The sequence below is a fragment of the Phaeodactylibacter sp. genome, from assembly GCF_022763345.1.
Taxonomy (GTDB): Bacteria; Bacteroidota; Bacteroidia; order Chitinophagales; family Saprospiraceae; genus Phaeodactylibacter.
Genome location: NZ_JALEGS010000022.1, coordinates 1 through 24,476, shown reverse-complemented (window position 1 = coordinate 24,476; position 24,476 = coordinate 1). Strand labels below are relative to the sequence as shown.

Below are 24,476 nucleotides of genomic sequence, written 5' to 3'. Positions count from 1 at the left end.
ATAACTTTGAAAAATGGAATATCCCAAAATACTACTAATTGTAACCGCAATATTCTTTTTAGCTATTTCTTCTATTCAAGCACAGGATGAAGAATACTATCCTACACCAGGGACGTCAATCGCTTCTACATCAAAAGGGGCAAACACTACCGTTAATGAGTTCACAGGGGCTATTTCTGTATCAATCCCCCTACTTTCCGTTAAGTCTGAGTCTTATACCCTTCCGATTAGCCTTAATTATACCTCACAAGGGGCAAAGGTAGGCCAAATTGCGAGTTGGGTCGGTATGGGGTGGAACTTAAATGCCGGGGGCGTGATCACAAGGCAGGTCAATGACTTACCGGACGATGCGCACAATTTCAGCGGGGACGGCTATTTGTATAATGGGCAGACAGTAGATGACATATACGGTAAGTACTTTGGCCAGCTATCTTCTTCGGAAGAGGACTATATGTTTAAGTATGGGAAAGACTCGGAACCTGATATTTTCTACTTTAATATTGGAGGAGGCATAAGCGGAAAGTTCTTTTTTGATAAAAACGGAGATCCTCAGCTTGAAAGCCAGGCTGACTTGAAAATCGAATATGACCTTGATCAGAATTACAGCTACACCACCGATCATAGTTTCCTGACCTCTAATTACAGGGGGCTTATCAAGAGCTTTACGATAACTATCCCAAGTGGGCATATCTTTAAATTTGAAGAAAGATCATACTCTATTTCAAGTAATGAGGATCAATACAAAAGTAAAGATAATGGGACCGAGTATATAAGCTCAAATTGCTTCCCTGTGCTGGAAGATCCATACCGAGAGGATTTTTCGGGCGTAGATGCTGTGGTAACAGCCTGGCACCTGACTAGCATTACCAACCCACTATATGACGAAAATGATAACCCGATAGCCCCTGATTTTACTTTTGAATACAAGGACGAAATTTATTTAAACCATTCTAATATCTTCCAGTGGAAAGCGCTGACGTGCTCGGATACATCATCATTCACGAGCCACTCATCATCATCTGTAGAAACATATCTAAATAAACGCTTGGATGAAATTACATACGGTAATGGCGTTTCAGACTATGGGGAAATAGCCTTTATAAGCACTTTTAACAGGGATGATATCTATCAGTACACGCAGTACCTTCCATTAGGTTACCAACATCCCAAAGCTCTTTCGACCATAGAGCATAAAAGCGGAAGCCAAATAGTCAAAAAATATAGTTTCGTTTATGCTTGGGCCAATGAACTAAATACAAACTGCTCTTCTCCCCCTGCATACATGAGCGCCCATAAAAAAAGATTACAGTTAAGTAGTATCCAGGAAAAAAACAATGGCCTGGCTCTTCCTGAATATGAATTCACATATAATACTATTCCGATGCCTCCCAGGCATTCTTCACAAATTGACTTATGGGGGTACTATAATGGCACAAATCAAAACAGCCACTTCCGGCCTGTATTGTACGCTTATCCTGATGATGCAGTCAACAATGGTGCTTTTAAAACAATACACTCCCCTATCAAACGGTTGGGATATTCTGGATCAGAAATAATAAGGCCGGGAGCAGACAGGGACTCCGATGCTGCCTATGCAAAAGCGGGGAATTTAAATACGATAACTACGCCGTTAGGTGGCACCACTGATATTACTTATGAATCGAACAGTTTTTTGTTTCTAAATAGTACAGAAACTGGTGGAGGCCTAAGGGTGAAGTCGGTCACTGAAAATGATGGGAACGGTAATACGACAAATACTTCTTATTACTATGACTCAAATGAAGACGGTACTGGCCAAACTACTGGGCGCTTACTGGAAATGCCAGCATTTGCTATGTTGAGAAACACTAAAATCTGCACTTACAATCATTGGGTGGACCAAGAGCTTATTGGGTCTTCTGATAGAATGAATTCAAGCAATACTCCTCCTATAGGATACTCAAAGGTAAGTAAAGTAGTGGCTCATGGCAAAATAGTTACCGAGTATAATATCCCTGTGGAATACGGAACGCCTAGCCATGACAGTGGGGTGTATACGCAATCTGTAAGCGATAGGATATCAGCCCCAACCAAAGAGGACAACTTCCCTTATCCCCCTAACCCAAACTACTCTTGGCGAAATGGTCTTCCGAGCAATCAAAAAGTATACGATGATAATGGCGATCTAGTAAGTGCAACTGAGTATGAATACGACTTGCTCGATCATAAAAAGATAGGCGCGATCCGCTCCGTTTACACCGAAAGCGCTCCTGACCCTGACCGCTACGAATGGGGCAAGTACTATTTGATTAGCGCTTTTCATAAATTGGTTAAAAAAACAGTAACAAACTATGATGACCTCAGCAACACATTGACCACAGAAACCAACTATGAATATGACAGCCCCCATCATCACATGCTGTCCGCATCTTACACTGACAATAGCGATGGCCTTCGTCACCGCACTGAGTACTATTATCCGCAAGATGAGAGCATTGCACAGCTTACTGATAGCTGGCGGATTGGCTCACCAGTTAGAGTCCTAAAAAAAGTAGGGCCTCCAGCCAGCCTCCAAACGGTAGGGGGGCAGAAAATTGTTTATGACAATTTTGTAGGAAATTCTGCCCTAGGCCCTTATGATATATATGCTCCTGAGCGCTTCTATAGCTGGCATGAAAGTACGTCCACATGGGAGCTCGAAAAAACGCATTTGAATTATTACCATACTGGCTTGTTGATGAGTTATGACTCTCCGGGGACACCAATGACTTTGTTTAACATTGTGAATGGCGAAATGCTCTGGAAAAGGTTTAATACCAACTGGAAATGGGATTATACTTATTATTCAGACCGTATGCTCCACACCGCTACCGAACCTGACGGGCTAACGACAACTTATAAGTACGATGATTTAAACCGCTTAGAATCCAAGGAAGACCGGGGAGGTAACCGTAAAGACGAATATGATTATACCCTTCAATTGGTTACAGGGGGCGATAATAAAGTCAGGACGACCTTTTCTTACACTGGGCTGTCAAATATACCGCCTGCATCAGAGTACTACGATGGGCTGGGGCGAAGCATCACGACCCGCTTAGAAAATTATACCCCATCCGGTACGGACTATGTTTCCAGCCAGGAATATGATGGTGCGGGCCGTATGACTCAGCAATGCGACCCTGCCTCTGGCGGATGTACTTATTATTACTATGAAGATAACCCGCTCAACCGTTTATATGAACAGAAGGCCCCAGGATGGACAAGAAAGCCGCAATCCAAATACTTGGTAAACACGGCATCTGATAATGTCAAAAAAACCTCAACTACCTATTATGCTGCCGGCTCACTGTACAAATATGAGTACAAAGATGAGAACTACAATTATGCTTATGAATTTAAGGATAAGCTAGGCCGCACGGTGCTCAAGCGCCGAAAAGTAAGCGCTTCGGTGTTTGCAGATACCTACTTCCGCTATGATGAAAAGGGGAACTTAACTTACGTAATCCCTCCAGGAGCACCTAACGAAGCCAGTGTGCTATCATTTAAATATGAGTACTACGATAATGGCTTGATCGAGCGTAAGTATATCCCGGGCTCAGGGTGGTACGAATTTACCTACTGGCCTAATGACTTGATCAAACAAGAAACAGACCCGGAAGGCCACATTACAAAGTACTTTTACAATACTTTCAATCAAATCGAGTATATAAAAGATGGCAATGACAACATCCTAAAAGAATATACCTATTCTACAGCTACTTCCGGCATAGATGTCGGAAAGGTTACCGACATAGAGACAAGGGTACTGGGCACCTCTGTAATGCTGCATACCGGATACCAATATGATCAGTATGGTAGAGTAGAGACGCAAACAACCGACAATTATTTAGGTGGCAGGGACGAGCACACCTACACCTATGACATGAATGACAACATTAAAACTATTGAACGGGACCACTACGATAGCAGCAGCTCCACAACTCCTGATAAAGAGGTTGACAAAAGATATGAATACGATGACTCAGGAAGATTAGAAGCGGTGTTCATGAGCGTAGATGGTGGCACAGAGGTCCAGTTAAGCGAACTGGAGTATGACAGTAAGGACAGGCTGGTTGAAAAAAACCTTGGCGTCACCTCAGGAGGTGTCCTTCAATCCATCGATTTTGCCTATAACAGCCGAAGCTGGTTAACTCGTATCAACAATGTTTTTTTTGGTGGAGCACAAACACCTTGCGATGATGATATTTTGTTCATGATGTCGGGGCAGGAAAGCAATTATGACGAAGAGCCGCAACTAAAAGGGACAATCGCTTATACCTATGATAAAGAAGCTGTTAGGCAGCAACATGCCACTTCAATAGACTTTCACTTTGACCTGCAAGGTACAGTCGGCGAGCTTCCGTTAAAACCCTTCAACGAAAGTTTTAGTATCAGCTTGGAAGGGGAAGCAGGTGGGGGAGTAGCTGCTTTTGAGACTAAAACCATGGAAGTAGAAGGCCTGCTCACCTTTGAAGATGCAGCAAAGATCATAGCCCTCAATATTAAGGCAGACATAGCGCAAACAGCAGAAGCAACAGCCTCGGATTATAGTTCAGAAACTTTAAATTTTTTAGAGCAAAGTATCTTCCATGGCGTACAAGCTGCGGCATCGACGCCTCCGCCACCGCCCCCAAATACAGCACCTGAGAATGACCTTTTTGCCGAGAACCTTTATTACACAAGCAGCAACAGCGACCTCAATGCATCTGCACAGTACAATGGCAATGTTGCCTACCTCCGTTGGAGAGTGGGCAGCCGGATCATCCAAAACTATGGATTTACTTACGATAATCTGGACCGACTTACCGATGCAAGGTTTGCAGAGTATGACTATGCTCAGGAATGCCCAGAATACCTAAATTACGGGCGCTATGATGTGAATATTGAGTACGATGACCACCGGGGGAACATTTCTTCCATCGACCGGAATGGGCTGATCAGCGGGGCCACTAATTTTGGGGCGATTGATCAAATTACTTTAGTGAATGAAAAAAACCGGATCAAGTTTGCTACGGAGAATAGCCTACAGAACAAAGGCTTCAAAGGCAGCTCTGGGCAAATGGGGTACGACAATAATGGCAACCTAACCAATGACCCTTCGCGTGGCATCACAACCACCTACAACCGCCTGAACCTACCGGAGCAGATCACTGTAAACAACAGTAGTTTCACCGGGACCCTCACCTTCACCTACGATTACGACGGCAATTTGCTCAAGCGGGTAGTCAGCCAAAGCAGCCCCTCTGCTTTATCCGTAACCACTGAATATGCCGGCGGCATGGAATATGTGAACGGCACGCTGCAATCCATCTACCACGAAGAAGGCCGCTATGTCAAAAATGGCAGCAACTGGCACCATGAGTATGTTATCAGAGACCATCTGGGCAATAACCGGGTCTTCTTCAGCGATACCAATGGAAATGGCTTTGTGTCTATGTCGGAGGTCAGCCAAGAGGCGCATTACTATCCTTTCGGCATGGCAATGCAAGGCGGCTGGCTGAGCACTTCCATGCCCAAAAATAAGTACCGGTACAACGGTATCGAGCAGACGGCTAATCTTGGGCTGGATGTGTACAATGCTTTTTACCGGACGCTAGACCCGAGTTTGGGACGGTGGTGGCAGGTAGATCCGAAAGCGGAGCTGCACTTTAGTCATACCCCTTACAACTCCATGCTCAACAACCCCATTCTATTTGATGATCCAAACGGGGACACCCCGCTTCATCTAGGAGCTGCTATAGTCGGGGGATTGTTTAACTTAGCGTCTCAAGCGCTCAAAGGCAATGTGACAAGCTTAGGCGCAGGCCTCGGCTACTTTGGAATCGGAGCCGCTGCAGGTGCGCTGTATGTCACGCCTGGCGGACAAGCCGCCGCAGGCAGCGTACAGGCAATCGGGAACAAAGGCATTCAGGTCGCCACTGGCCGGTTTGACGTCACGGAAATTAATTCGGTAGGGGATGTAGCAAATCTGGCTTTAGATATAGGCGGTGACTATCTGATGGTAGGAGCTGCTGCCAATATCGGCAGTAATATTGCAGGAGGCCTTAAAAGTGTCGCTGCTAGTACTGTTGATGATGCGGCAATTAATGCTACAGTAAGAACGGGACGCTCTGTAATCCGTTTCCCCGACGGAAAACTTTACATCAATTTGCCCGGGGGGTGGGTGCGCTATGGTGGGGTTGCTCAAGCCACTGGTGTGACAAATATTTCAAGAAGCGCTTTAAGTCCTACACATTATATCACAAAGTCAAAAACGCAAATGAAAACATTGCTAAACGATATCCGTGAGAATGGAATAAAGCAATCGATAAAATATGTTGAACATAACGGAATAAAGCATATCGTAGATGGTCATCATAGATTTTATGCAGCTCAAAAACTAGGAATTCAAAATGTTCCTGTCCAACAAGTTCAACTTCCTTATGCAGGATATAAGAGTACTATGGATTTAATACTTGAGCCTGGTAGGCATCCGGGTTTTTGGAAATACATAAAATAAGTTATGGCTATTTGGCAATATACGTTTTTAGTAGTGCCCCAACACTCAGTTTCAAGTAAGTCGTTTGAACCCCAATACGATGAAGATGGCTTGTTTGAAGACAATGTGTTCTGGTCAAGTATTTCTGCTTCAACTAGTCTTTTTGAAGATTTTGAGAAAATTCTTCCTAAAGGTAAGTCGTGGAGCAAAGACTTACTGATTTTTGGCAATGAGGAATCCAATTGCCTAGAAGTTTATCGCGAGAATGACCAAGTAGCATCGGTTTCTTTACGAGTAGATTATTCTTGTGATTACGAAGTTTTTTTGAGAGAAGTAATTGAGTTCTTTCACTCAAAAAAATTAGCGGTAATTGATGAAAACCATCAATTTTTAGAAGTTAGCTATCCTTCTATTAAAAATGCCATAGACGAATCACCCCTCAATAAAAGATATAGGGCATTGAGCTCCAAATAAAGCGAATGAAGAAACTTTATGTCTTCGGGTCTTGACAATAAGAATATAGTCACGGACTATTTCAGCATGGCGCCTCACTCCAAAGATCGGTAGTAATCTAGCGAGCAGCCTACAGAAACTAGCTGGCAGCTACGGTTCTTCTATTGCTTCCGGCGGTGAATCGGTCATAAAGACAGGAGTAGGCGGCAGCGTTGATAATATAGTCTTTAGGGTCAGCTTGTCTGATGAGGTAGTAGTCATTACTAGTAAGGTTGGTGGGCAGGGGCTTGCCGCTAAAACGAGTACGAAGCTGTTACCAATGTTGCCCCAAACGACAAGACAAAGTGTTTTGTCAAGTGCTCAGGTTTTCGATAAAAATGGATTAAGTGTAGCAGGAAGAGCCTTGAAGAAGCACGCTGGTAGACCAGGTCCTTTTAACAATATCAAATTTTCGCATAAGACTGGTAATTAACAAGGCTTGAATGTACTCAATAGTATTTTAAATTCCAAGAATCCAGTTATTCAAAATGCAGGTAATGGTGGTTACAGAATTTTTGATGGAGCCACGGGTCGTGGATTTGGATTATCAAGGAACGGATTATTTAATGGTTTTAGACAATTATGAGCAACGAGAAAAAATATCAGATAATTATTGGTAGTCCTATTGATTACGAAAAACTTGTAGCCTATATACATATAGATGGAAAAGACGTTGCTCTTTTAAATCAAGATGAAGGGGCTGATAAATTAAAGTTGGAATTTTTCGATGAACCGAAAATTAAGGAAGTAGATTATTTTATATTCTTGGAAGCATTGCAAGCTGCCAAGAAAGAGTTACTGCTTAAAGAATAAATTAGAAAGCCTCGGGAAACCGGGGCTTTTTCTATTGATAAGCCAACCTTGTTTTAGCATCTCGCAGTAAACCATCGAGAGCAAACAAAATTCCTTCCTTATCTTTTTTCGGCAGGTTGTTAATATCATTCAAATGTTTGAGCATATCGGGATCTTTGAGCAGTTCCATATTTTATGCAATAGTTATGATGATAAGCTCTAAACTTACTCATTCTTTGTTAGAGTTTCCAATCAGTGTTCTTATCCCAACCGAACTAAACATATCTACAGTGTACACATGAAAAAGTGTCTGCTTCCCGATTCCTTACTTTTAGCGTATATTCGTTTCCATGGCTAAGAAAAAGGACATTCTAGTACAGGGTAAGAAGATAACCTTAATCTCCAGTGAAGGGGACTACCTGTCTTTAACAGACATAGATGCTGCTTTTGATGGTGGCGGATCGCACATAGAAAACTGGATGCGCAACCGGAACACTGTTGAATTCTTGGGGGTGTGGGAGAGCGTTCACAACTCCGATTTTAATTCCGTCGGATTCGACGGAATATTCGCGCAAACCGGTCTGAACCGCTTCAAGCTCTCCGTGAAGAAATGGTCAAGTGAAACAAACGCTATTGGAATAAAAGCTAAAACAGGGCGTTATGGCGGGACGTATGCTCATCCTGATATCGCCTTCAATTTTGCCCTGTGGCTGTCGCCCACCTTCCAGGTTTATATCGCCAAGGAATTCCAGAGGCTAAAGAAGATCGAGGCTCAGGAAAAAGAAGAAAGTTTAGACTGGAGCCTGAAGTGTGCCCCCACCGAGTGCCATAGTCTGTTTGAAACCCCTGGCTCTTAAAATTCGCTGGGCTTATCAGCAAGACACTCTGAAACCAGCCACTATTCAATGATATTATGCTGGGACGGTGGAAATCTATTCCCTACGCCCAGATCGTAACGAACAAAGCATATCTAATATAGTTACGTTCCTTAAGCAATGCAGTTGCCGACAGTCAATTGAAGAATATTTAAGGTAATCTTGTTTCGCATCCAGTTTCCTTCTTCCCAAGTGATAAGCCTGGACTTGCAAGCGTTGCTGCAGCGTGACTTCATGATAGGCATTGATTAATGTTAACTTTTGCTAATGGACTGGGCATATAAAACTCACCTCTTATTCACGCTCTACATGCTGGGGCTAATCTGGTTTGTGCAGGTCGTGCATTACCCGCTCATGGGCAAAGTAGGCGCCTCCAGCTTTATCGACTACGAACGGGCGCACACCCGCTTCACCTCCTGGGTTACCGCCCCGCCTATGCTGATTGAGCTGGGGAGTGGGCTGTTGCTGCTGTTTCAGCATACCGACAGCTGGCTTTGGTGGGTAAATGCAGCAGGGCTGTTAGGGCTCTGGGGCTCCACCTTTTTCATTCAGGTACCATTGCACAATGCGCTAAGCCAGGCATTTGATCCGAAAAACCACGCCCGCCTGGTCCAAACCAACTGGATACGCACCATTATCTGGAGTTTGAGGGCGCTGTTGCTGTTGAGTTGGGTCTGATACTTTGAAGTGGTCAGATTGTTGCTTACGGCATTGCCAACTTCTGTTTCATTCTTAAATGAAGCTTTTCTCACTCGCGCCCACCCTGTTATCCAAGTACCCTTTCTTACTATTCCATGCAACCTGAACCGTGTAGCCTTGGGTTTTTGAAAAAAAATAACAAAGCGCTCAACTTTTATCTGGAACGATCGTTCTTGTATTTGTTCTTTAATTGGAACGATCATTCTAAAACCATAAAACAACAACCATCATGAGTAATTTAACTGGAAAAGTAGCCGTAGTCACCGGCGGTAACAGCGGCATCGGATACGCAAGTGCAGAAAGCCTGAAAGCAGCAGGCGCGCAGGTCATCATCACTGGCCGCTCAGCGGAGAAAGTGGCAGAAGCGGCGGAGGCCCTTCAGGTGGAGGGCATAGTCGCTGATGTGAGTCAGCTCAGTGCCATTGACCATCTTGTAGAGCAGGTGGAGGCAGGATACGGAAAGGTAGATATCCTGTTTGTGAATGCCGGGATTTTCGCCCCCGCACCAATCGGGCAGATCAGCGAAGAGATGTTTGACCATCAGATGGGGATCAATTTCAAAGGCGCGGTCTTTACCATTGAGAAGTTTCTGCCCCTGCTTAACGATGGGGCTTCCGTCATCAATCTGTCTTCTGTAAACGCCTACACCGGCATGCCGAATACGGCCGTGTATGCCGCTTCAAAGGCCGCACTGAACGCCTACACCCGCACGGCAGCCACCGAGCTCGCCCCTCGTCAGATCCGCGTCAATGCTGTCAACCCCGGCCCTGTAGCCACCCCTATTTTCAGCAAGACTGGTATGCCGGATGAACAGCTCAATGGTTTTGCGACGGCCATGCAAAACCGGGTGCCCCTTAAGCGGTTTGGGCAGCCCAAGGATATTGCTAATCTGGTTGTCTTCCTGGCGTCCGATGATGCCTCCTTCATCACCGGCGGAGAGTACAACATCGACGGCGGTATTAATGTGAACCCGCTGCTGGCGGCCAACTAAATTTTTTTGCCCTAAAACGGAACGATAATTCCAAAATGGGGTTATAAGAGGGGAGCGGCTTACCGTTCCCCTTAATTTTTTAGCTATGCCACGCACAAAAACCTTTGACGAACAACAAGCTTTGGAGAAAGCCATGCACACCTTTTGGCGCAAAGGCTACCATGCCACTTCCATGCAGGATCTGGTAGACGCGATGGGGATCAATCGCGCGAGCCTGTACGACACCTTTGGGGGCAAAAAGGACTTGTTTGATCAGGCCTTTGAGCTGTACCGCAAGACTAACACTCAGGGCCTGCAGCGTTTTCTGGAGCAGCAAGACAGCGTACGCGACGGTTTTCGGCAATTATTCGCCATGGCCATAGAAGAAACGCAATCCGAAGCTGGCCAAAAAGGCTGCTTTGTGGTCAATGTGACGACGGAGCTTCTGCCCGAAGACCGGTCTATGGAGGGAGTTATCCGGGCGAATAAGGAAGGCTTCACGGCGGTATTCCATCAGTTTTTGCAGCAAGGCGTAGCCTCCGGCGAGTTGTCAGCAGATCAGGATTTGGAAGCTGCAGCCAACCTCTTCTTCACCTTATACAATGGTGTGAAAGTGGTGGGCAAGATCCCCGGGCAGGAAAAAGCGCTCTTGGGGGCGGTGGAGGCGGCGCTGGGGGCGTTGAGGTAGTCATTTGCTTTTTTAAAACTACTCTTCATGACCAACAACCCCATCCAAACCCTTCACCACCTCATCAGTCAGCATCAGGACTGGGATGAGTCCATTTTACTCGACCGCAATCAGTTCCTCACCATGGAAGGACAGGTCGATGACCGGCTGTACTTTATTGAGTCGGGCAGCATCCGGGTGTACTGGCAGCATGAGGTGGAGGAGTATACGATCCGTTTCGGGTACCCCGGGCACTTCATTGCGGCCCTGGACAGCTTTATTCACGGGCAGCCCTCTGCCTATTATTTGCAGGCGCTACGGCAGTGTGAGCTGAAGGCTATCCGCAAGTCGAGCTTTACGGAACTGCTGGAAAAGGTGCCGGAAGTGGCGGAACTGTACAACTTTTTGCTGGAACAGTTGATACTGCAGCAAATGGAGCGCGAACAGGATTTATTGATCACCTCTCCGGTGGAGCGCTATCAGCGGGTATTGGAACGAAGCCCTATGCTTTTTCAGGAAGTCCCCCATAAATACATCGCTGCCTACCTGCGCATGACCCCGGAAACCCTTTCCCGGATTAAGAAATCTTGATTTCGATCAAGGAAAAGAAAACCTGACTGCCACATCTTTGCAGGTAAAAGGACTTATGCGATCATCTGAACTCATTGCTGACCTTACCACACGCACCGAAGATGTGATACAGGGTGCCCAACAGCTGCTGGAACTATCCGAAGCCATTCTCAACACCAAGCCTTCAGCAGACAGCTGGAGTGCGCTTGAGTGTATCGAACACCTCAACCGATATGGCGATTTCTACCTGCCGGAAATACAGCAGCGTATGGACAAAGCCCCCGAAAACACCACAGGGCGGTTTAAGACGGGCTGGCTCGGCAATTACTTCGCCAAAAGCCTGCTGCCCAAACCAAAGCTTAATAAAATGAAGACCTTTTCTTCCATGGACCCGGCCGGCAGTCAACTGAATAAATCCGTTCTTACGACTTTCCTGAAGCAGCAGCAGGAGTTGCTGAGGTTGCTTGAGCAGGCCAAAACAGTGGATCTTACCCGGACAAAGACCAGTATTTCCATTTCTTCATGGATCAAGCTTCGGTTGGGCGATACCTTTCGGGTTGTCATTTACCACAATCAGCGGCATATGGAGCAGGCAGAACGGGCTGCATTAGCACCTAAGCGGCAGAATGTTTCCCAAAACACCTAACAAAGCGGCGGATTTGCGAATTCAGCTCGTGGTCATTTGGTTGCACTGATGGGCACTGTGCATGAAAAATACTTAATGAAAAAGCAAATGCACATTGCCCACATAATTCGTTGTTTAGACCCTGCATTAGCATTGTGACAAGGGAATAAGTTGCAACGCATCATCTGTAATATGCCTGTTTTTCCATATTTAAGTTCTAAAAATCTGTTGCTCAGGGTGTAAATACTGGAATTCCATCCTAGGATATCCCAAAAATATTTAATAAGTTCGTAACAGTTTTAAGCAAACAAACATGCAGCAAGCTAAACCCCGAAACGATGAATACCAGACTAATATCAAAAGTTAGTCTGTCTTATCCAACGGGTTTGCCTTAATCCTCTTCGGGAAAAAGCGCAATAACAGGGAACAAATATGCATTCCCATCCTTGCTGGCTTCCGGCACTTTTCAATTAGAAGTGCTGATTTATCTGGTAAACCGATTTTTGGTCGCTTCCGACCTCTCTGCTGATATTGGTAAACAGTAATGCTTTTCCAAACAGCAGAAATCTGAGCCTTGATACTTTAACTTGATACCTTTTCTGATTTCCACCGCGTCACGCAACGCCTGTGGGGTAATGGCTTTATGTCATCCCGCATAGTCGTTTCTTTTTTCCGGTGGATTTTGGTACGCATGTCCCAGTCCGAACCTTTGATCCGTTCGGTTGGATCGCAAACTTTCAACAAACATACCGAAGGAGCTTATACACTTTAGTGTTGCCTGCTTTTCGGAACATACTATTGAATTGGTCCCCAGGATGCCCGTGTACCGGGAACCTGAACGGGCTTATTTCATTTTCAGGCACTTATCGCTTAGGAAAGAGTCTGATCAGAGAAAACGTTAAACATGTTTACACAATTACTACCCAAGGTAACAAGTAGAGGTATGCGCCTGGCATCCTTTCTCGTGTTAGTTAGCCCAATCCTTATTTTTGCACAGCCCTGCCCACAGCCCACGTTTTCGGGTGCCCCTGTCGCGGGTGGCCTCGCTGACGGGGCCTATGCGGTCTTTGCAGAGGACCTGGATGGCGATGGCGATATGGATGTGCTTTCAGCCTCCTTCAACGACAACAAAATCGCCTGGTACGAAAACCTCGGCGGCGGCAACTTCGGCCCGCAGCAGGTCATTTCCACCATTATGAACGGCACCCTCTCCGTACATGCCGCTGACCTGGATGGCGATGGGGATGTGGATGTCCTGTCTGCCTCCGGGTATGATGATAAAGTCGCCTGGTACGAAAATCTGGGGGGTGGAAGTTTTGGACCGCAGCAAGTCCTGACTACTAACGCTAATGGCGCCATATCTGTCAATGCTTCAGACCTGGACGGGGATGGAGATCTGGACATTCTTTCAGCTTCGGTTTTCGACGACAAAATTGCCTGGTTTGAGAACCTGGGAGGCGGCGCTTTTTCCGGGGAGCAAATCATTGCAGCGGATGCGGATGGGGCCTACGACGCCTATGCCGCAGACCTGGATAATGACGGTGATATGGACGTACTTACCGCCTCTGGTTTCGACGATCAGATTGCCTGGTATGAAAATCTGGGGAGCGGTACCTTTGGCAGTAAGCAGGTCATCACTTCTTCAGCCAATTTGGCCCGCTCCGTCTATGCAGCGGATATCAACCTCGACGGGCACATGGATGTGATCTCTGCCTCCTTTCAGGATGATAAAATCGCCTGGTACGAAAACCTGGGGGGCGGTACTTTCTCTGCTCAGAAAATTATCTCCTTCGCCGCTAATGGTGCGCTGTCGGTTTATGCGGTGGATATGGACAACGATGGGGACCCTGACGTCCTGTCTGCCTCTCAGTATGATGATGAAATCGCCTGGTACGAAAATCTGGGCGACGGCACATTTGCTTCACAAAGCATTATTGATGGAAATGCCGATGGTGCTATTTCGGTGTACGCAGCCGACCTGGATGGGGACGGCGACCCGGATGTGCTTGGCGCAGCCAATTACGACGATGAAATTAACTGGTACGAAAATATTTGTATTTATCCTTTTGCTCCGGGCGTGATCGTTAGCGGTGGGGAAACCATCTGCTACGGGGGGACACCTTCCATGATGATTGGCAATGTAACCCTGGCGAGTGGGGGAGATGAAAACATCAGTTATACCTGGCGTTCCTCCGCTGATAACTTCACGAATCCGCTCCCCATTGCGACTGCACCCATTTTCATTCCGCCTGCCGGGCTGACGCAAACCACCACCTACCGGCGCTATGCCAACGATGGGACCTACAGCACCACGCCTACACCATCAGATGGGGAATGGACCGTCACCGTACTCGACGAATTTCATCCGGGACAGCTCGCTAATGAAGGGGAGACGATCTGCTTTGGAGGTACGCCCTCAGAAATTGGAAGTACCGCTCCTGCTACCGGTGGAGATGGTCAAATCACCTACACCTGGCGCTCCTCTGCAGACAACTTTACCAGCTCAATACCCGGTGCCGATGGCCTTACCTATACGCCGGACGATGGCATGACACAAACCACCACTTTCCGCCGCTACGCTATAGACGAGACCTGCAGTACAGACCCCACTCCCGCCATTGGAGAATGGACCGTCACCGTACTGCCCGCCTTCGACCCCGGTCAAATCGCTGATGAAGGTGAAACGATTTGCCCCGGTGGCACGCCATCCACTATTCCGAATGAATTCCTGGCAACGGGTGGAGATGGAGAGATTACCTACACCTGGCGTTCTTCTGCTGATAACTTTACAGCGGCTATCCCGGGCGCTGATAATCCAACCTACACACCTGAGGATGAGCTGCCGCAAACCACTATCTTCCGGCGCTACGCCAGCGATAGTACCTGTAATACCAGCCCTGAAGTATCCCTGGGATCGTGGACCGTTACCGTTGCCGATACCTCTGCACCGATTGCGGCATGTCAGGATATTGCCGTGCAGCTGGATGAGAATGGGTTCGTCACAATTTCCACGAATGACCTGGATGCAGGCTCCACCGATGACTGCCCTAATGGCTCGGGTCCTGGGGGGCTGGCTAGTCTTTCTTTGTCCGAAACAGCTTTCGACTGCGATAATATCGGCACAAACCCTGTAACGCTCACTGCGGTAGATGTTGGGGGTAATACGGATACTTGTATTGCCAAAGTCATTGTGGAGGATAACGTCCTGCCCACTGCTGTTTGTCAGGATATCACTATTCAGTTGGATGCAGATGGGCTCGCAAGTATTGTTCCCGCTGACATAAACGGTGGCTCAGCCGATGCCTGCGGAATTGCGAGCCTGACCATAGATACCACGGCATTTAACTGTTCGGATGTAGGCGATAATAGCGTAACCCTAACCGTTGAAGACACGAATGGCAATCTTAGCACCTGCACCACTACCGTAACCGTGGCTGACACCATTGCCCCGCAGGTGCTCTGCCAGGATGTAACCGTTCAGTTGGATGCTGATGGCTTGGGAAGCATCACTGCCTCAACCATAGATGATGGTTCTTCAGACGCCTGTGGGATAAACAGCCTGGAACTGGATATTTCAAATTTTGACTGCGGCGCTATCGGAACCAATACGGTCATCCTGACTGCGGAGGACAACAACGGAAATACCGCAACCTGTGCCGCAACCGTCATCGTAGCCGACACGGTAGTGCCCGAAGTGCTATGCCAGGATGTCACCGTACAGCTTAATGCCAACGGGCAGGGCACCCTCAGTGTGGCAGATGTGGATGATGGCACTTATGATGCCTGCAACCTCGACACCTTATATATAGATCAAACTGCTTTTGATTGCGCGGATGTTGGTGAGCATACCATCACGCTAACCGCAGTGGACCTGAATGGAAACATGAATAGCTGTACCGCTACCATCACCGTAGAAGACAATATTGCACCTCAGGTACAATGCGCATCCACTACCTTGCAACTCGATGGCTCCGGGCAAGCGACCCTGAGCCAGGCAGACCTCAACGCCAGTTCTCTGGACTTCTGTGGGATCGCCAGTTCTGTTTTGGATCAGACCCTTTTCGATTGTACAGATATAGGTGATAATACGGTCACCCTTACCGTAACGGACAATAACGGTAACGTCAGTACCTGCACCGCAACAGTTACTATTGAAGATAACATCATGCCGGTGGCCCTCTGTCAGGACGCCACGGTACAGCTTGATGTTTTTGGTGTAGGGATCCTCGACGCTGAGGAGATCGATGCCGGCTCGGGTGATGCCTGTTTGGATACACTAATACTGGATGAAACGACCTTCGGTTGTGGTAATGTCGGTGCCAATACGGTCACGCTCACGGTCACCGATCTGGCAGGCAACAGCAGTAAGTGCACCGCCACCGTAACCGTGGAAGATAACGTGCCACCGGTAGCCGGCTGCCAGAATGTTTCCATACAATTGGATTCCCTCGGATTTGCCGTGCTTCCGCCAGCCGATGTGGAGAATGGTTCTACCGATGCGTGTGGGGTCGGCCCCTTCCTGCTTAATCAGGATATGTTTGATTGCGGGGACCTGGGTACCAACCTGGTCACCCTTACTGTGGAAGATGAAAACAACAACAGCGATACCTGCACCGCCATCGTCACCGTAACGGATGTCATCGATCCAATCGCCAGCTGCCAGGATGTGACGGTGCAGCTGAACGCGGATGGACTGGGCAGCCTGACTGCTGCTGAAGTAGATGCCGGTTCAACAGATAATTGCAGTGTAGACCTTTTGGCTATTGATGTTACCAATTTTGATTGTGAGGATATTGGGCCCAATCCGGTCATTCTAACCGTAACGGACCCCAGTGGCAATGAAAGCAGTTGCTCCGCGCTGGCTACTGTAGTGGATAACGTTGCTCCACAAGCCCTTTGTCAGGATGTTACCGTACAGCTCGATGCTGATGGCTTGGGCACGCTGACACCCGCTGAAGTCGATGCGGGCTCCGGTGATGTCTGTGGTGAGGTTTCCCTTTCTCTTGACATCACTGCCTTCGATTGTGATCAGGTGGGCACGCAAACCGTTACTCTCACGGCTGAAGATGAGTATGGCAACAGCAGTACCTGTACGGCACTCGTTACCGTAGAAGATAATATCGCACCTGATGCGCAGTGCCAGCCGGTCACCGTTCAGCTTGATGAAAACGGTACAGGCGGTATCACTCCTGCTGCCGTGGACGGAGGTTCCTCAGATGCCTGCGTGTTGGATAACCTAAGCCTGAATATTGCGATTTTTGATTGCTCCAATATAGGGGATAACGCAGTCCTCCTCACTGCAACGGATGTTTATGGTAACAGCAGTTCCTGCACCGCTACCGTAACTGTAGAAGACAATGTCGCTCCGGAAGCTATTTGTCAGAACGCGACCGTACAGTTAGCGGCCAATGGAGTAGGGACGCTCACTGCTGCTCAGGTAGATGGTGGCTCAACCGACGCCTGCGGGCTAGATGGCTTTAGTCTTAGCCAGGCTTCATTTGGTTGTGGGGATATTGGTATTCAGGCCGTCACCCTTACCGTTACCGATGTAAATGGCAATAGCAGCTCCTGTGACGCAGAAATAACCGTTGAAGACAATTTAACACCTACTACCCTGTGTCAGGACGTTACGGTACAGCTGGATGACTCCGGCACCGCCACGCTCACCGCCGCACAAGTTGACAATGGTTCCAATGATGCCTGCGGACTCGCCGGGCTTTCACTCAGTACCGAATCCTTTGGTTGTGAAGACGTGGGAGAGAACCCTGTAACCCTGACCGCAACAGACACGCATGGCAACAGCAGTACCTGTACCGCTACAGTTACCGTAGAAGACAATGTGCCACCTCAGGCGCTGTGTCAGAGTATTACGGTTCAACTCGATGCCACCGGTAATGTTAGCCTTACTGCTGCCCAGATCGACAATGGCTCGAATGATGCCTGCTCTACACCGGGGGGGCTGGATAACCTTTCTTTAGACATTACGGCCTTCGACTGTAGTGCCGTTGGGCAAAACAACGTGGTCTTAACGGCTACAGATGGCAACGGTAACAGCAGTACCTGCACGGCAGTAGTGACGGTAGAAGATAACGTGGCACCGCAAGCCCTTTGTCAGGATGTGACCGTACAGCTCGATGGCTCAGGTGCCGGGCAGCTTGACCCTGAAGACGTAGATGCAGGGTCAGAGGACGCTTGTGCCCTAGGTGATTTCACCCTTAGCGAGAATGTTTTTGACTGCGATGATGTGGGTACGCAAATCGTTACCCTGACGGTCACTGACATCAATGGCAATACCGATAGTTGCACTGCTCAGATTACTATAGAGGATAATGTAGTACCTACCGCACTTTGCCAGGACGTGACCATCCAATTGGATAGCGATGGTACAGCCAGCCTTTTGCCCGCTGATGTAGATGGTGGCTCTGCCGGGGCTTGCGGCGTTTCCAGCCTGGTACTTAGTGACGATAGCTTTGACTGTTCGGATATCGGTCCTAACATCGTTACCCTTATCGTCATAGACGTGAACGGCAACGCCAGCACCTGCACCTCAACGGTTACCGTAGAAGATAATGTAGCCCCGGAAGCCTTGTGCCAGGACGTGACTGTTCAATTGGATGCCAATGGCTCCGGAAGCCTCACGGCCGCTCAGGTGGATAATGGCTCTAGTGACGCCTGTGGTCTGGACAATCTGACTATAGATACCGAAACCTTTGATTGTGCCGATATTGGGCCGAATGCCGTTACCCTGACTGCTACCGATATTTACGGTAACCACAGTACCTGCTCCGCCCTGATTACAGTGGAGGATAATGTTGCACCAATAGCCCTCTGCCAAGACGTAACCGTACAATTGGATACTGATGGTTTAGGCAGTCTCACCGCTACTCAGGTAGACGCGGGTTCCAATGATGCCTGCAACGGAGAAAACCTCTCCCTCAATCTAACAGGCTTTGACTGCTCAGATATAGGCTTGAATGAAGTCACCCTGACGGTTACGGATTCCAGCGGCAACAGCAGCACCTGTACCGCTACTGTAACGGTTGAGGATAATATACCTCCAACGATGGTGTGTAACGACCTGACGGTACAGCTTGATGCGGATGGTGCCGGTAGCATAACCGTCAATCAGATTGATGGTGGATCAACCGATGCCTGCCCGGGCGGGATTTCCAGTCTTGCCCTTGACCAGCATACCTTTAGTTGTAGTGACGTTGGGGTCAACACGATAACATTGATCGGTATAGACAACAACGGAAACAGCAATACCTGTACTGCCTCAGTCACTGTGGAGGACAACATCGCACCGCAGGCCCTCTGCCAGGACATTGCGATCCAACTCAATGCAGATGGTGTCGCCAGTCTTGTACCCGCTCAGATTGATGCGGGCTCCAATGATGCCTGCCCATACGGGCCCGTACCGGGCTCTATAGGTAATTTGGCGGTGAATATTACGGAGTTTGATTGCGAGGATGTCGGTGCCAATACCGTAGCACTTACCGTTGTAGATGCCAATGGCAATGCCAGTTCCTGTACTGCTGTAGTCACTGTGGAAGATAATGTGCCGCCTCAGGCGCTTTGCCAGGATGTGACGGTACAGCTGGATGCCGCTGGCAGCGGCTCGCTTACCCCCGCGCAGGTCGATAATGGATCAGAAGACGCCTGCGGGCTATCGGGGCTTTCCCTGGATGTCACTACATTCGATTGCTCAGACACCGGTCTAAATGAAGTCACCCTCACTGCAACGGATGTGAACGGCAACAGCAGCACCTGCACCGCTATCGTCTCAATTGAAGACAATGAAGCGCCCATTGCGCTTTGTCAAAATGTTACTGTTCAGCTGGATGCTGATGGTCAGACACTGTTGTCTCCCGCGCAGGTCAATGCAGGTTCAACGGATGCCTGCGGAATAGCCATACAGGGGCTGAATATCACTGCTTTTGACTGCGGTGATGTTGGGGCCAGCCAGGTTGTTTTAACCCTCACCGATGTGAACGGCAACAGCAGTTCCTGCAATGCTACGGTCATGGTAGAAGACAATATCGCGCCGGTTGCTTCCTGCGCTGACATAACCGCACAATTGGATGAAAACGGGGAGGTACTTCTTTCGCCGGCTCAAATTGATAACGGATCCTCAGATGCCTGCCCATACGGGCCCGTACCGGGTGGTGTTGAAAGCTTGTCACTCGACATTGACGCTTTCGGTTGTATTGACCTCGGTCCGAATACCGTCATTCTGACGGTCTCGGATGCTAATGGCAACAGCAGCAGTTGTACCAGTCAGGTGACCGTTGAAGATAATGTAGCGCCCTCTGCGTTTTGCCAGGATGCAACTGTTGTACTGTCTGGTACAGGATTGGGAAGCCTCACTGTGGATGAAATAAATGCTGGTTCTACCGATGCATGCGGCATTGAAGATATGGTACTGAGCAGCACTACATTTAACTGCGAAAATGTAGGCGAGAACCTGGTGGTACTTACCGTTACCGATGTGAATGGCAACAGCAGTTTCTGCAGTGCCACCGTAACCGTGGAAGACAATACCCCACCCGTGCCTCTATGCCAGGATGTGACGATTGCACTGGATGTAGATGGGCTGGGCAGCGTCACACCGGCACAAGTCAGTAGCGGCTTTATTGATGCCTGTGGGCTCGAAACACTGACGCTTGACCGCGGCGATTTCGATTGCGCTGATATCGGTGAGAATACCGTTACACTCACTCAAACGGATGTTAATGGGAATAGCGGCACCTGCACGGCTACCGTAACGGTGGAGGACCAAACCTCACCACAAGCGCTTTGCCAAAACGTTACGGTTCAGCTGAACGCATCGGGTGAAGGGGTATTGCCTCCTGCCTTGGTTGATGCGGGTTCTAATGATGTGTGTGGAATTGACTGGATTTCCCTCAATCAGACTCAATTTGATTGTGAGGATGTGGGGCAAAATACGGTGACGCTCACCGTTGCGGATATCAATGGTAACCTGAGCACCTGTACGGCAGTAGCTACCGTTGAGGACAACATCGCACCCGTTGCCCAATGTCAAAATGTTGTGGTAGAGCCAGTTTCAGATGTTGCCTACGGTTTGGTACCTGAAGATTTTGACAATGGTTCCACCGATGCCTGTGGAATTGGCAGCTTCACACTGAATATCGAAACCCTGAGCTGTGAAGACTTTGGCCCCAATCCGGTCACGCTGACCGTAATGGACAACAACGGCAATACAAGCACCTGTACCGCTATGGCCATCGTTCAGGATGCCAACGGGCCCACAGCGATCTGTCCCGGGGACATCACAACAGATACGGATCCCGGTGTTTGCGATGCCATAGTGGCCTACGATCTGCCCGAGGCTGTTTTTGTTTGTGATGAAGCCGTATCTTCCGATACGCTGGAGTTCAACGGGACGATTCAGACTTTCGTTGTGCCGGAAGGGGTGACTTCCCTAAAGATTGAAGCCTACGGTGCGCAGGGTGGCGACGCCAATGTAGGATTTGGTGGCCTGGGGGCTTACATGAGCGGTACTTTCGTAGTAACGCCGGGGCAAGTCATTGATGTTTTGGTTGGAGAAAAACCAGCCGTATCCAACGGTGGCGGTGGCGGTACCTTTGTGGTAGACCACGATACCGGTACACCGCTGATTATCGCTGGTGGCGGTGGCGGCGGTGCCGGGTTCTGCTGTGGTACCATCCACGACGGCGCGCCCGGACAAGTTGCTCCATTTGGCTCTGCCGGCATCAATGCTTCCGGTGGGGTAGGAGCCGGTGGTAATTCCGGTAACGGCGGCGAAGCAGGTACCGCTACACAGATGAGCGGAGCCGGCGGTGGCTTCTTTTCGGACGGTGCTAACGGCGACTGTTCGTCTACCGGCGGCCGTTCTTATCAGACCGGCGGCTTCGGCGGGCAGTCTGGTGGTATCGTGGACGCCTACGGCGGCTTCGGCGGCGGCGGCGGTGGTTACAACTGCGGTTTAAGCTATGGTCCCGGCGGCGGTGGTGGCGGCTACTCCGGTGGCGGTGCTGCCGGTGGTGGCGATCAGTACGGTGCCGGTGGTGGAGGTGGCTCTTTCAATAGCGGCACTTCACAAAATAACGTCACAGGGCTCAACTACGGTCACGGAAAGGTTATCCTGTCGTGGGATGCCCTCGCAACAGTTTACATCAATCAAATCGATATCACAGGGTTGAGCTCGGGCAGCACGTTCCCGATTGGGACAACTACCCTGGCTTACACCGCCACCGACTACCACGGCAATACCGATGTCTGCACTTTTGATATTACTGTAGTAGACAATGAAGCACCGGTGGTCACCTGCCTAACGGATACGGTTTGGCTGGATGCTTCCGGCAACGGCAGCACTACCCTGGCCGCACTCAATGGGGGCGTTTCTGATAACTGCCCATCCGGTAATGGCCCTGGCGGGCTTGCCTCGCTGAGCGCAGATCAAACCACTTTTGGATGTGCAGATGTGGGGACTAATGAAGTGACGCTCACGGCCGAGGATGTCTATGGAAATACCGGCCAATGCGTGGCGCTGGTCACCGTCCTCGACACCATCGCTCCGGTGGTGAATTGTGAAAGCCTAACCCTGCCTTTGGATCAGAATGGCATGGCGGCAATCGGTATTGATGATGTATTAGTTTCAGCAACCGATGCCTGCAGCAACCCGATACCGAACGATCAGTTTTCTCTGAGTACAACAGCATTCGATTGTACGAATGTAGGGCCTAACCCGGTCTTGCTGACGGCTACCGATCCAAGTGGGAATACCACCACCTGCGAAACCATCGTCACCGTTGTCGATGATATTGCTCCGGTGGCTTTATGCCAGGACATTACAGTTGAACTGGATAACGATGGTGCGGCTGAAGTCTTCCCGCAACAAATTGATGCAGGCTCTTATGATGCCTGTTCCGGTAACGGACTGCCGGGCGTCCTCCTGAGCATTACATCCGATACCACCATCTTTGGTTGCGGTGATGTTGGCGAACAGGTCCTTACCCTGACTGTGGAGGACAATAGTGGAAATACCAGTAACTGCACGGCTACGGTCACCATAGAGGACAACATCGGTCCTGATATGGTATGCCAGGATGTAACCGTACAATTGGATGCCTCAGGTACCGCAACCATCACACAGGAGGAAGTCGACAACGGCTCCAGTGATGCTTGTGGCATTGAATCCTGGTCCTGGGAATTTGGGACCTTTGATTGCGGTGATCTGGGTGAGAACACCCTGACCATTTCGGCAACGGACTACAACGGCAACAGCAGCACCTGCACCTTCACCGCTACCGTATTGGATATGGTAGCGCCGGAATTGATCTGCGAGGATATCACGGTGCAGTTGGATGCCAATGGTACTGCTGAACTTACTGCAGCCCAGGTGGCCACCCCCCTCAGCGATGCCTGTGGGCTGGCAAGTGTGAATCTGGATGTTACTACATTTGACTGTAGTGCGATTGGGACACAGACCGTTACGGTTACCGCAGAAGACATCGCTGGAAATTCCAGCCAGTGCAGTGCAGTGGTGACGGTTGCTGACACCATTGCACCAGCTGCCGTTTGTCAGGATGTGATATTGCTGCTGGACGAAGATGGCGTAGCCGAACTTACCACTGCACAAGTAGACGCAGGGTCCTCAGATAACTGCACATCCTTACCCGTACCGGGCGGTATTGCTGCCCTAAGCCTTGATATTAACGCTTTTGGCTGTGGCGATGTGGGCATGCAAACGGTTACCCTTACGGTTACAGACAACAACAGCAACAGCAGTAGCTGCAATTCCAATATTACGATTATCGATGATGTCGTACCGATTGCGCTTTGTCAGGATGTGACGGTGGAGTTGGATGTCCTTGGCAATGCCAGCTTAACGCCCGCTCAGGTAAATAATGGTTCCAGCGACGCTTGCGGTCTGGCAAGTGTAGCCATAGATATCGGCATTTTCGACTGTGCTGATGTTGGCTCCCAAGAGGTCACATTAACCGTGGAAGACAACAACGGCAACACCAGCACCTGCACGGCAACAGTCACCGTTGAGGACAATACCGCACCAAGCCTGGACTGCCAGGACATTACCGTACAGCTGGATAACGATGGATTGGCAAGCATCACGCCTGCCCATATTGTGGGCACGCCATCCGAGGGTTGTGTACTGGCAAGCACTACGCTTGATATCAGTGCGTTCGACTGTGCGGATGTTGGTTCAAACACGGTAGTGGTTACCGCAGAAGATGAGCATGGCAATACGAGCACTTGCACGGCAATTGTCACAGTGGAAGACAACATCG

General features: G+C 49.0%; 11 protein-coding genes. 10 read left to right on the top strand and 1 reads right to left on the bottom strand.

Annotated features, from left to right (window positions below):
* Positions 1 to 13 precede the first annotated feature (13 nt).
* The 3 genes from MRY86_RS06295 to MRY86_RS06285 all read left to right on the top strand — a co-directional run bounded on the left by MRY86_RS06295 (position 14) and on the right by MRY86_RS06285 (position 7,801).
* The gene (locus MRY86_RS06295; RefSeq protein ID WP_293571084.1) at positions 14 to 6,517 is read left to right on the top strand and encodes an RHS repeat-associated core domain-containing protein; all 6,504 of its coding nucleotides are present in this window, start codon (positions 14 to 16) and stop codon (positions 6,515 to 6,517) included.
* 3 nt (positions 6,518 to 6,520) lie between these two features.
* On the top strand, positions 6,521 to 6,970 hold the full coding sequence (locus MRY86_RS06290) for a hypothetical protein (RefSeq protein WP_293571083.1): 450 nt from the start codon (positions 6,521 to 6,523) through the stop codon (positions 6,968 to 6,970).
* Between the two features lie 600 nt (positions 6,971 to 7,570).
* Positions 7,571 to 7,801 carry a hypothetical protein gene (locus MRY86_RS06285; protein WP_293567036.1) on the top strand — a complete coding sequence of 77 codons (231 nt, stop codon included), beginning with the start codon at positions 7,571 to 7,573 and terminating at the stop codon, positions 7,799 to 7,801.
* Between the two features lie 31 nt (positions 7,802 to 7,832).
* Here MRY86_RS06285 and MRY86_RS06280 read toward each other — a convergent pair whose 3' ends face one another.
* Positions 7,833 to 7,970, bottom strand: coding sequence for a hypothetical protein (locus tag MRY86_RS06280; protein WP_293567037.1), 138 nt, complete (start codon positions 7,968 to 7,970; stop codon positions 7,833 to 7,835).
* Positions 7,971 to 8,130: 160 nt separating this feature from the next.
* On the opposite strand from MRY86_RS06280, the gene MRY86_RS06275 reads away from it, so the two are divergent.
* The 7 genes from MRY86_RS06275 to MRY86_RS06245 form a co-directional block, all read left to right on the top strand.
* On the top strand, positions 8,131 to 8,637 hold the full coding sequence (locus tag MRY86_RS06275; RefSeq protein ID WP_293567038.1) for a KilA-N domain-containing protein: 507 nt from the start codon (positions 8,131 to 8,133) through the stop codon (positions 8,635 to 8,637).
* A 285-nt stretch (positions 8,638 to 8,922) separates the two neighbouring features.
* The gene (locus MRY86_RS06270; RefSeq protein ID WP_293567039.1) at positions 8,923 to 9,333 is read left to right on the top strand and encodes a hypothetical protein; all 411 of its coding nucleotides are present in this window, start codon (positions 8,923 to 8,925) and stop codon (positions 9,331 to 9,333) included.
* A 250-nt stretch (positions 9,334 to 9,583) separates the two neighbouring features.
* Positions 9,584 to 10,345 (top strand): SDR family oxidoreductase, encoded by a 762-nt coding sequence (locus MRY86_RS06265; RefSeq protein WP_293567040.1) that lies wholly within the window; start codon positions 9,584 to 9,586, stop codon positions 10,343 to 10,345.
* An 85-nt stretch (positions 10,346 to 10,430) separates the two neighbouring features.
* Positions 10,431 to 11,012 carry a TetR/AcrR family transcriptional regulator gene (locus MRY86_RS06260; protein ID WP_293567041.1) on the top strand — a complete coding sequence of 194 codons (582 nt, stop codon included), beginning with the start codon at positions 10,431 to 10,433 and terminating at the stop codon, positions 11,010 to 11,012.
* A gap of 27 nt (positions 11,013 to 11,039) precedes the next feature.
* Positions 11,040 to 11,582, top strand: coding sequence for a Crp/Fnr family transcriptional regulator (locus MRY86_RS06255; protein ID WP_293567042.1), 543 nt, complete (start codon positions 11,040 to 11,042; stop codon positions 11,580 to 11,582).
* A 55-nt stretch (positions 11,583 to 11,637) separates the two neighbouring features.
* Positions 11,638 to 12,207, top strand: coding sequence for a DinB family protein (locus tag MRY86_RS06250; RefSeq protein WP_293567043.1), 570 nt, complete (start codon positions 11,638 to 11,640; stop codon positions 12,205 to 12,207).
* An 883-nt stretch (positions 12,208 to 13,090) separates the two neighbouring features.
* Positions 13,091 to 24,476, top strand: an 11,386-nt coding sequence (locus tag MRY86_RS06245; RefSeq protein ID WP_293571081.1) for an HYR domain-containing protein, incomplete at its 3' end; no start/stop codon positions are given.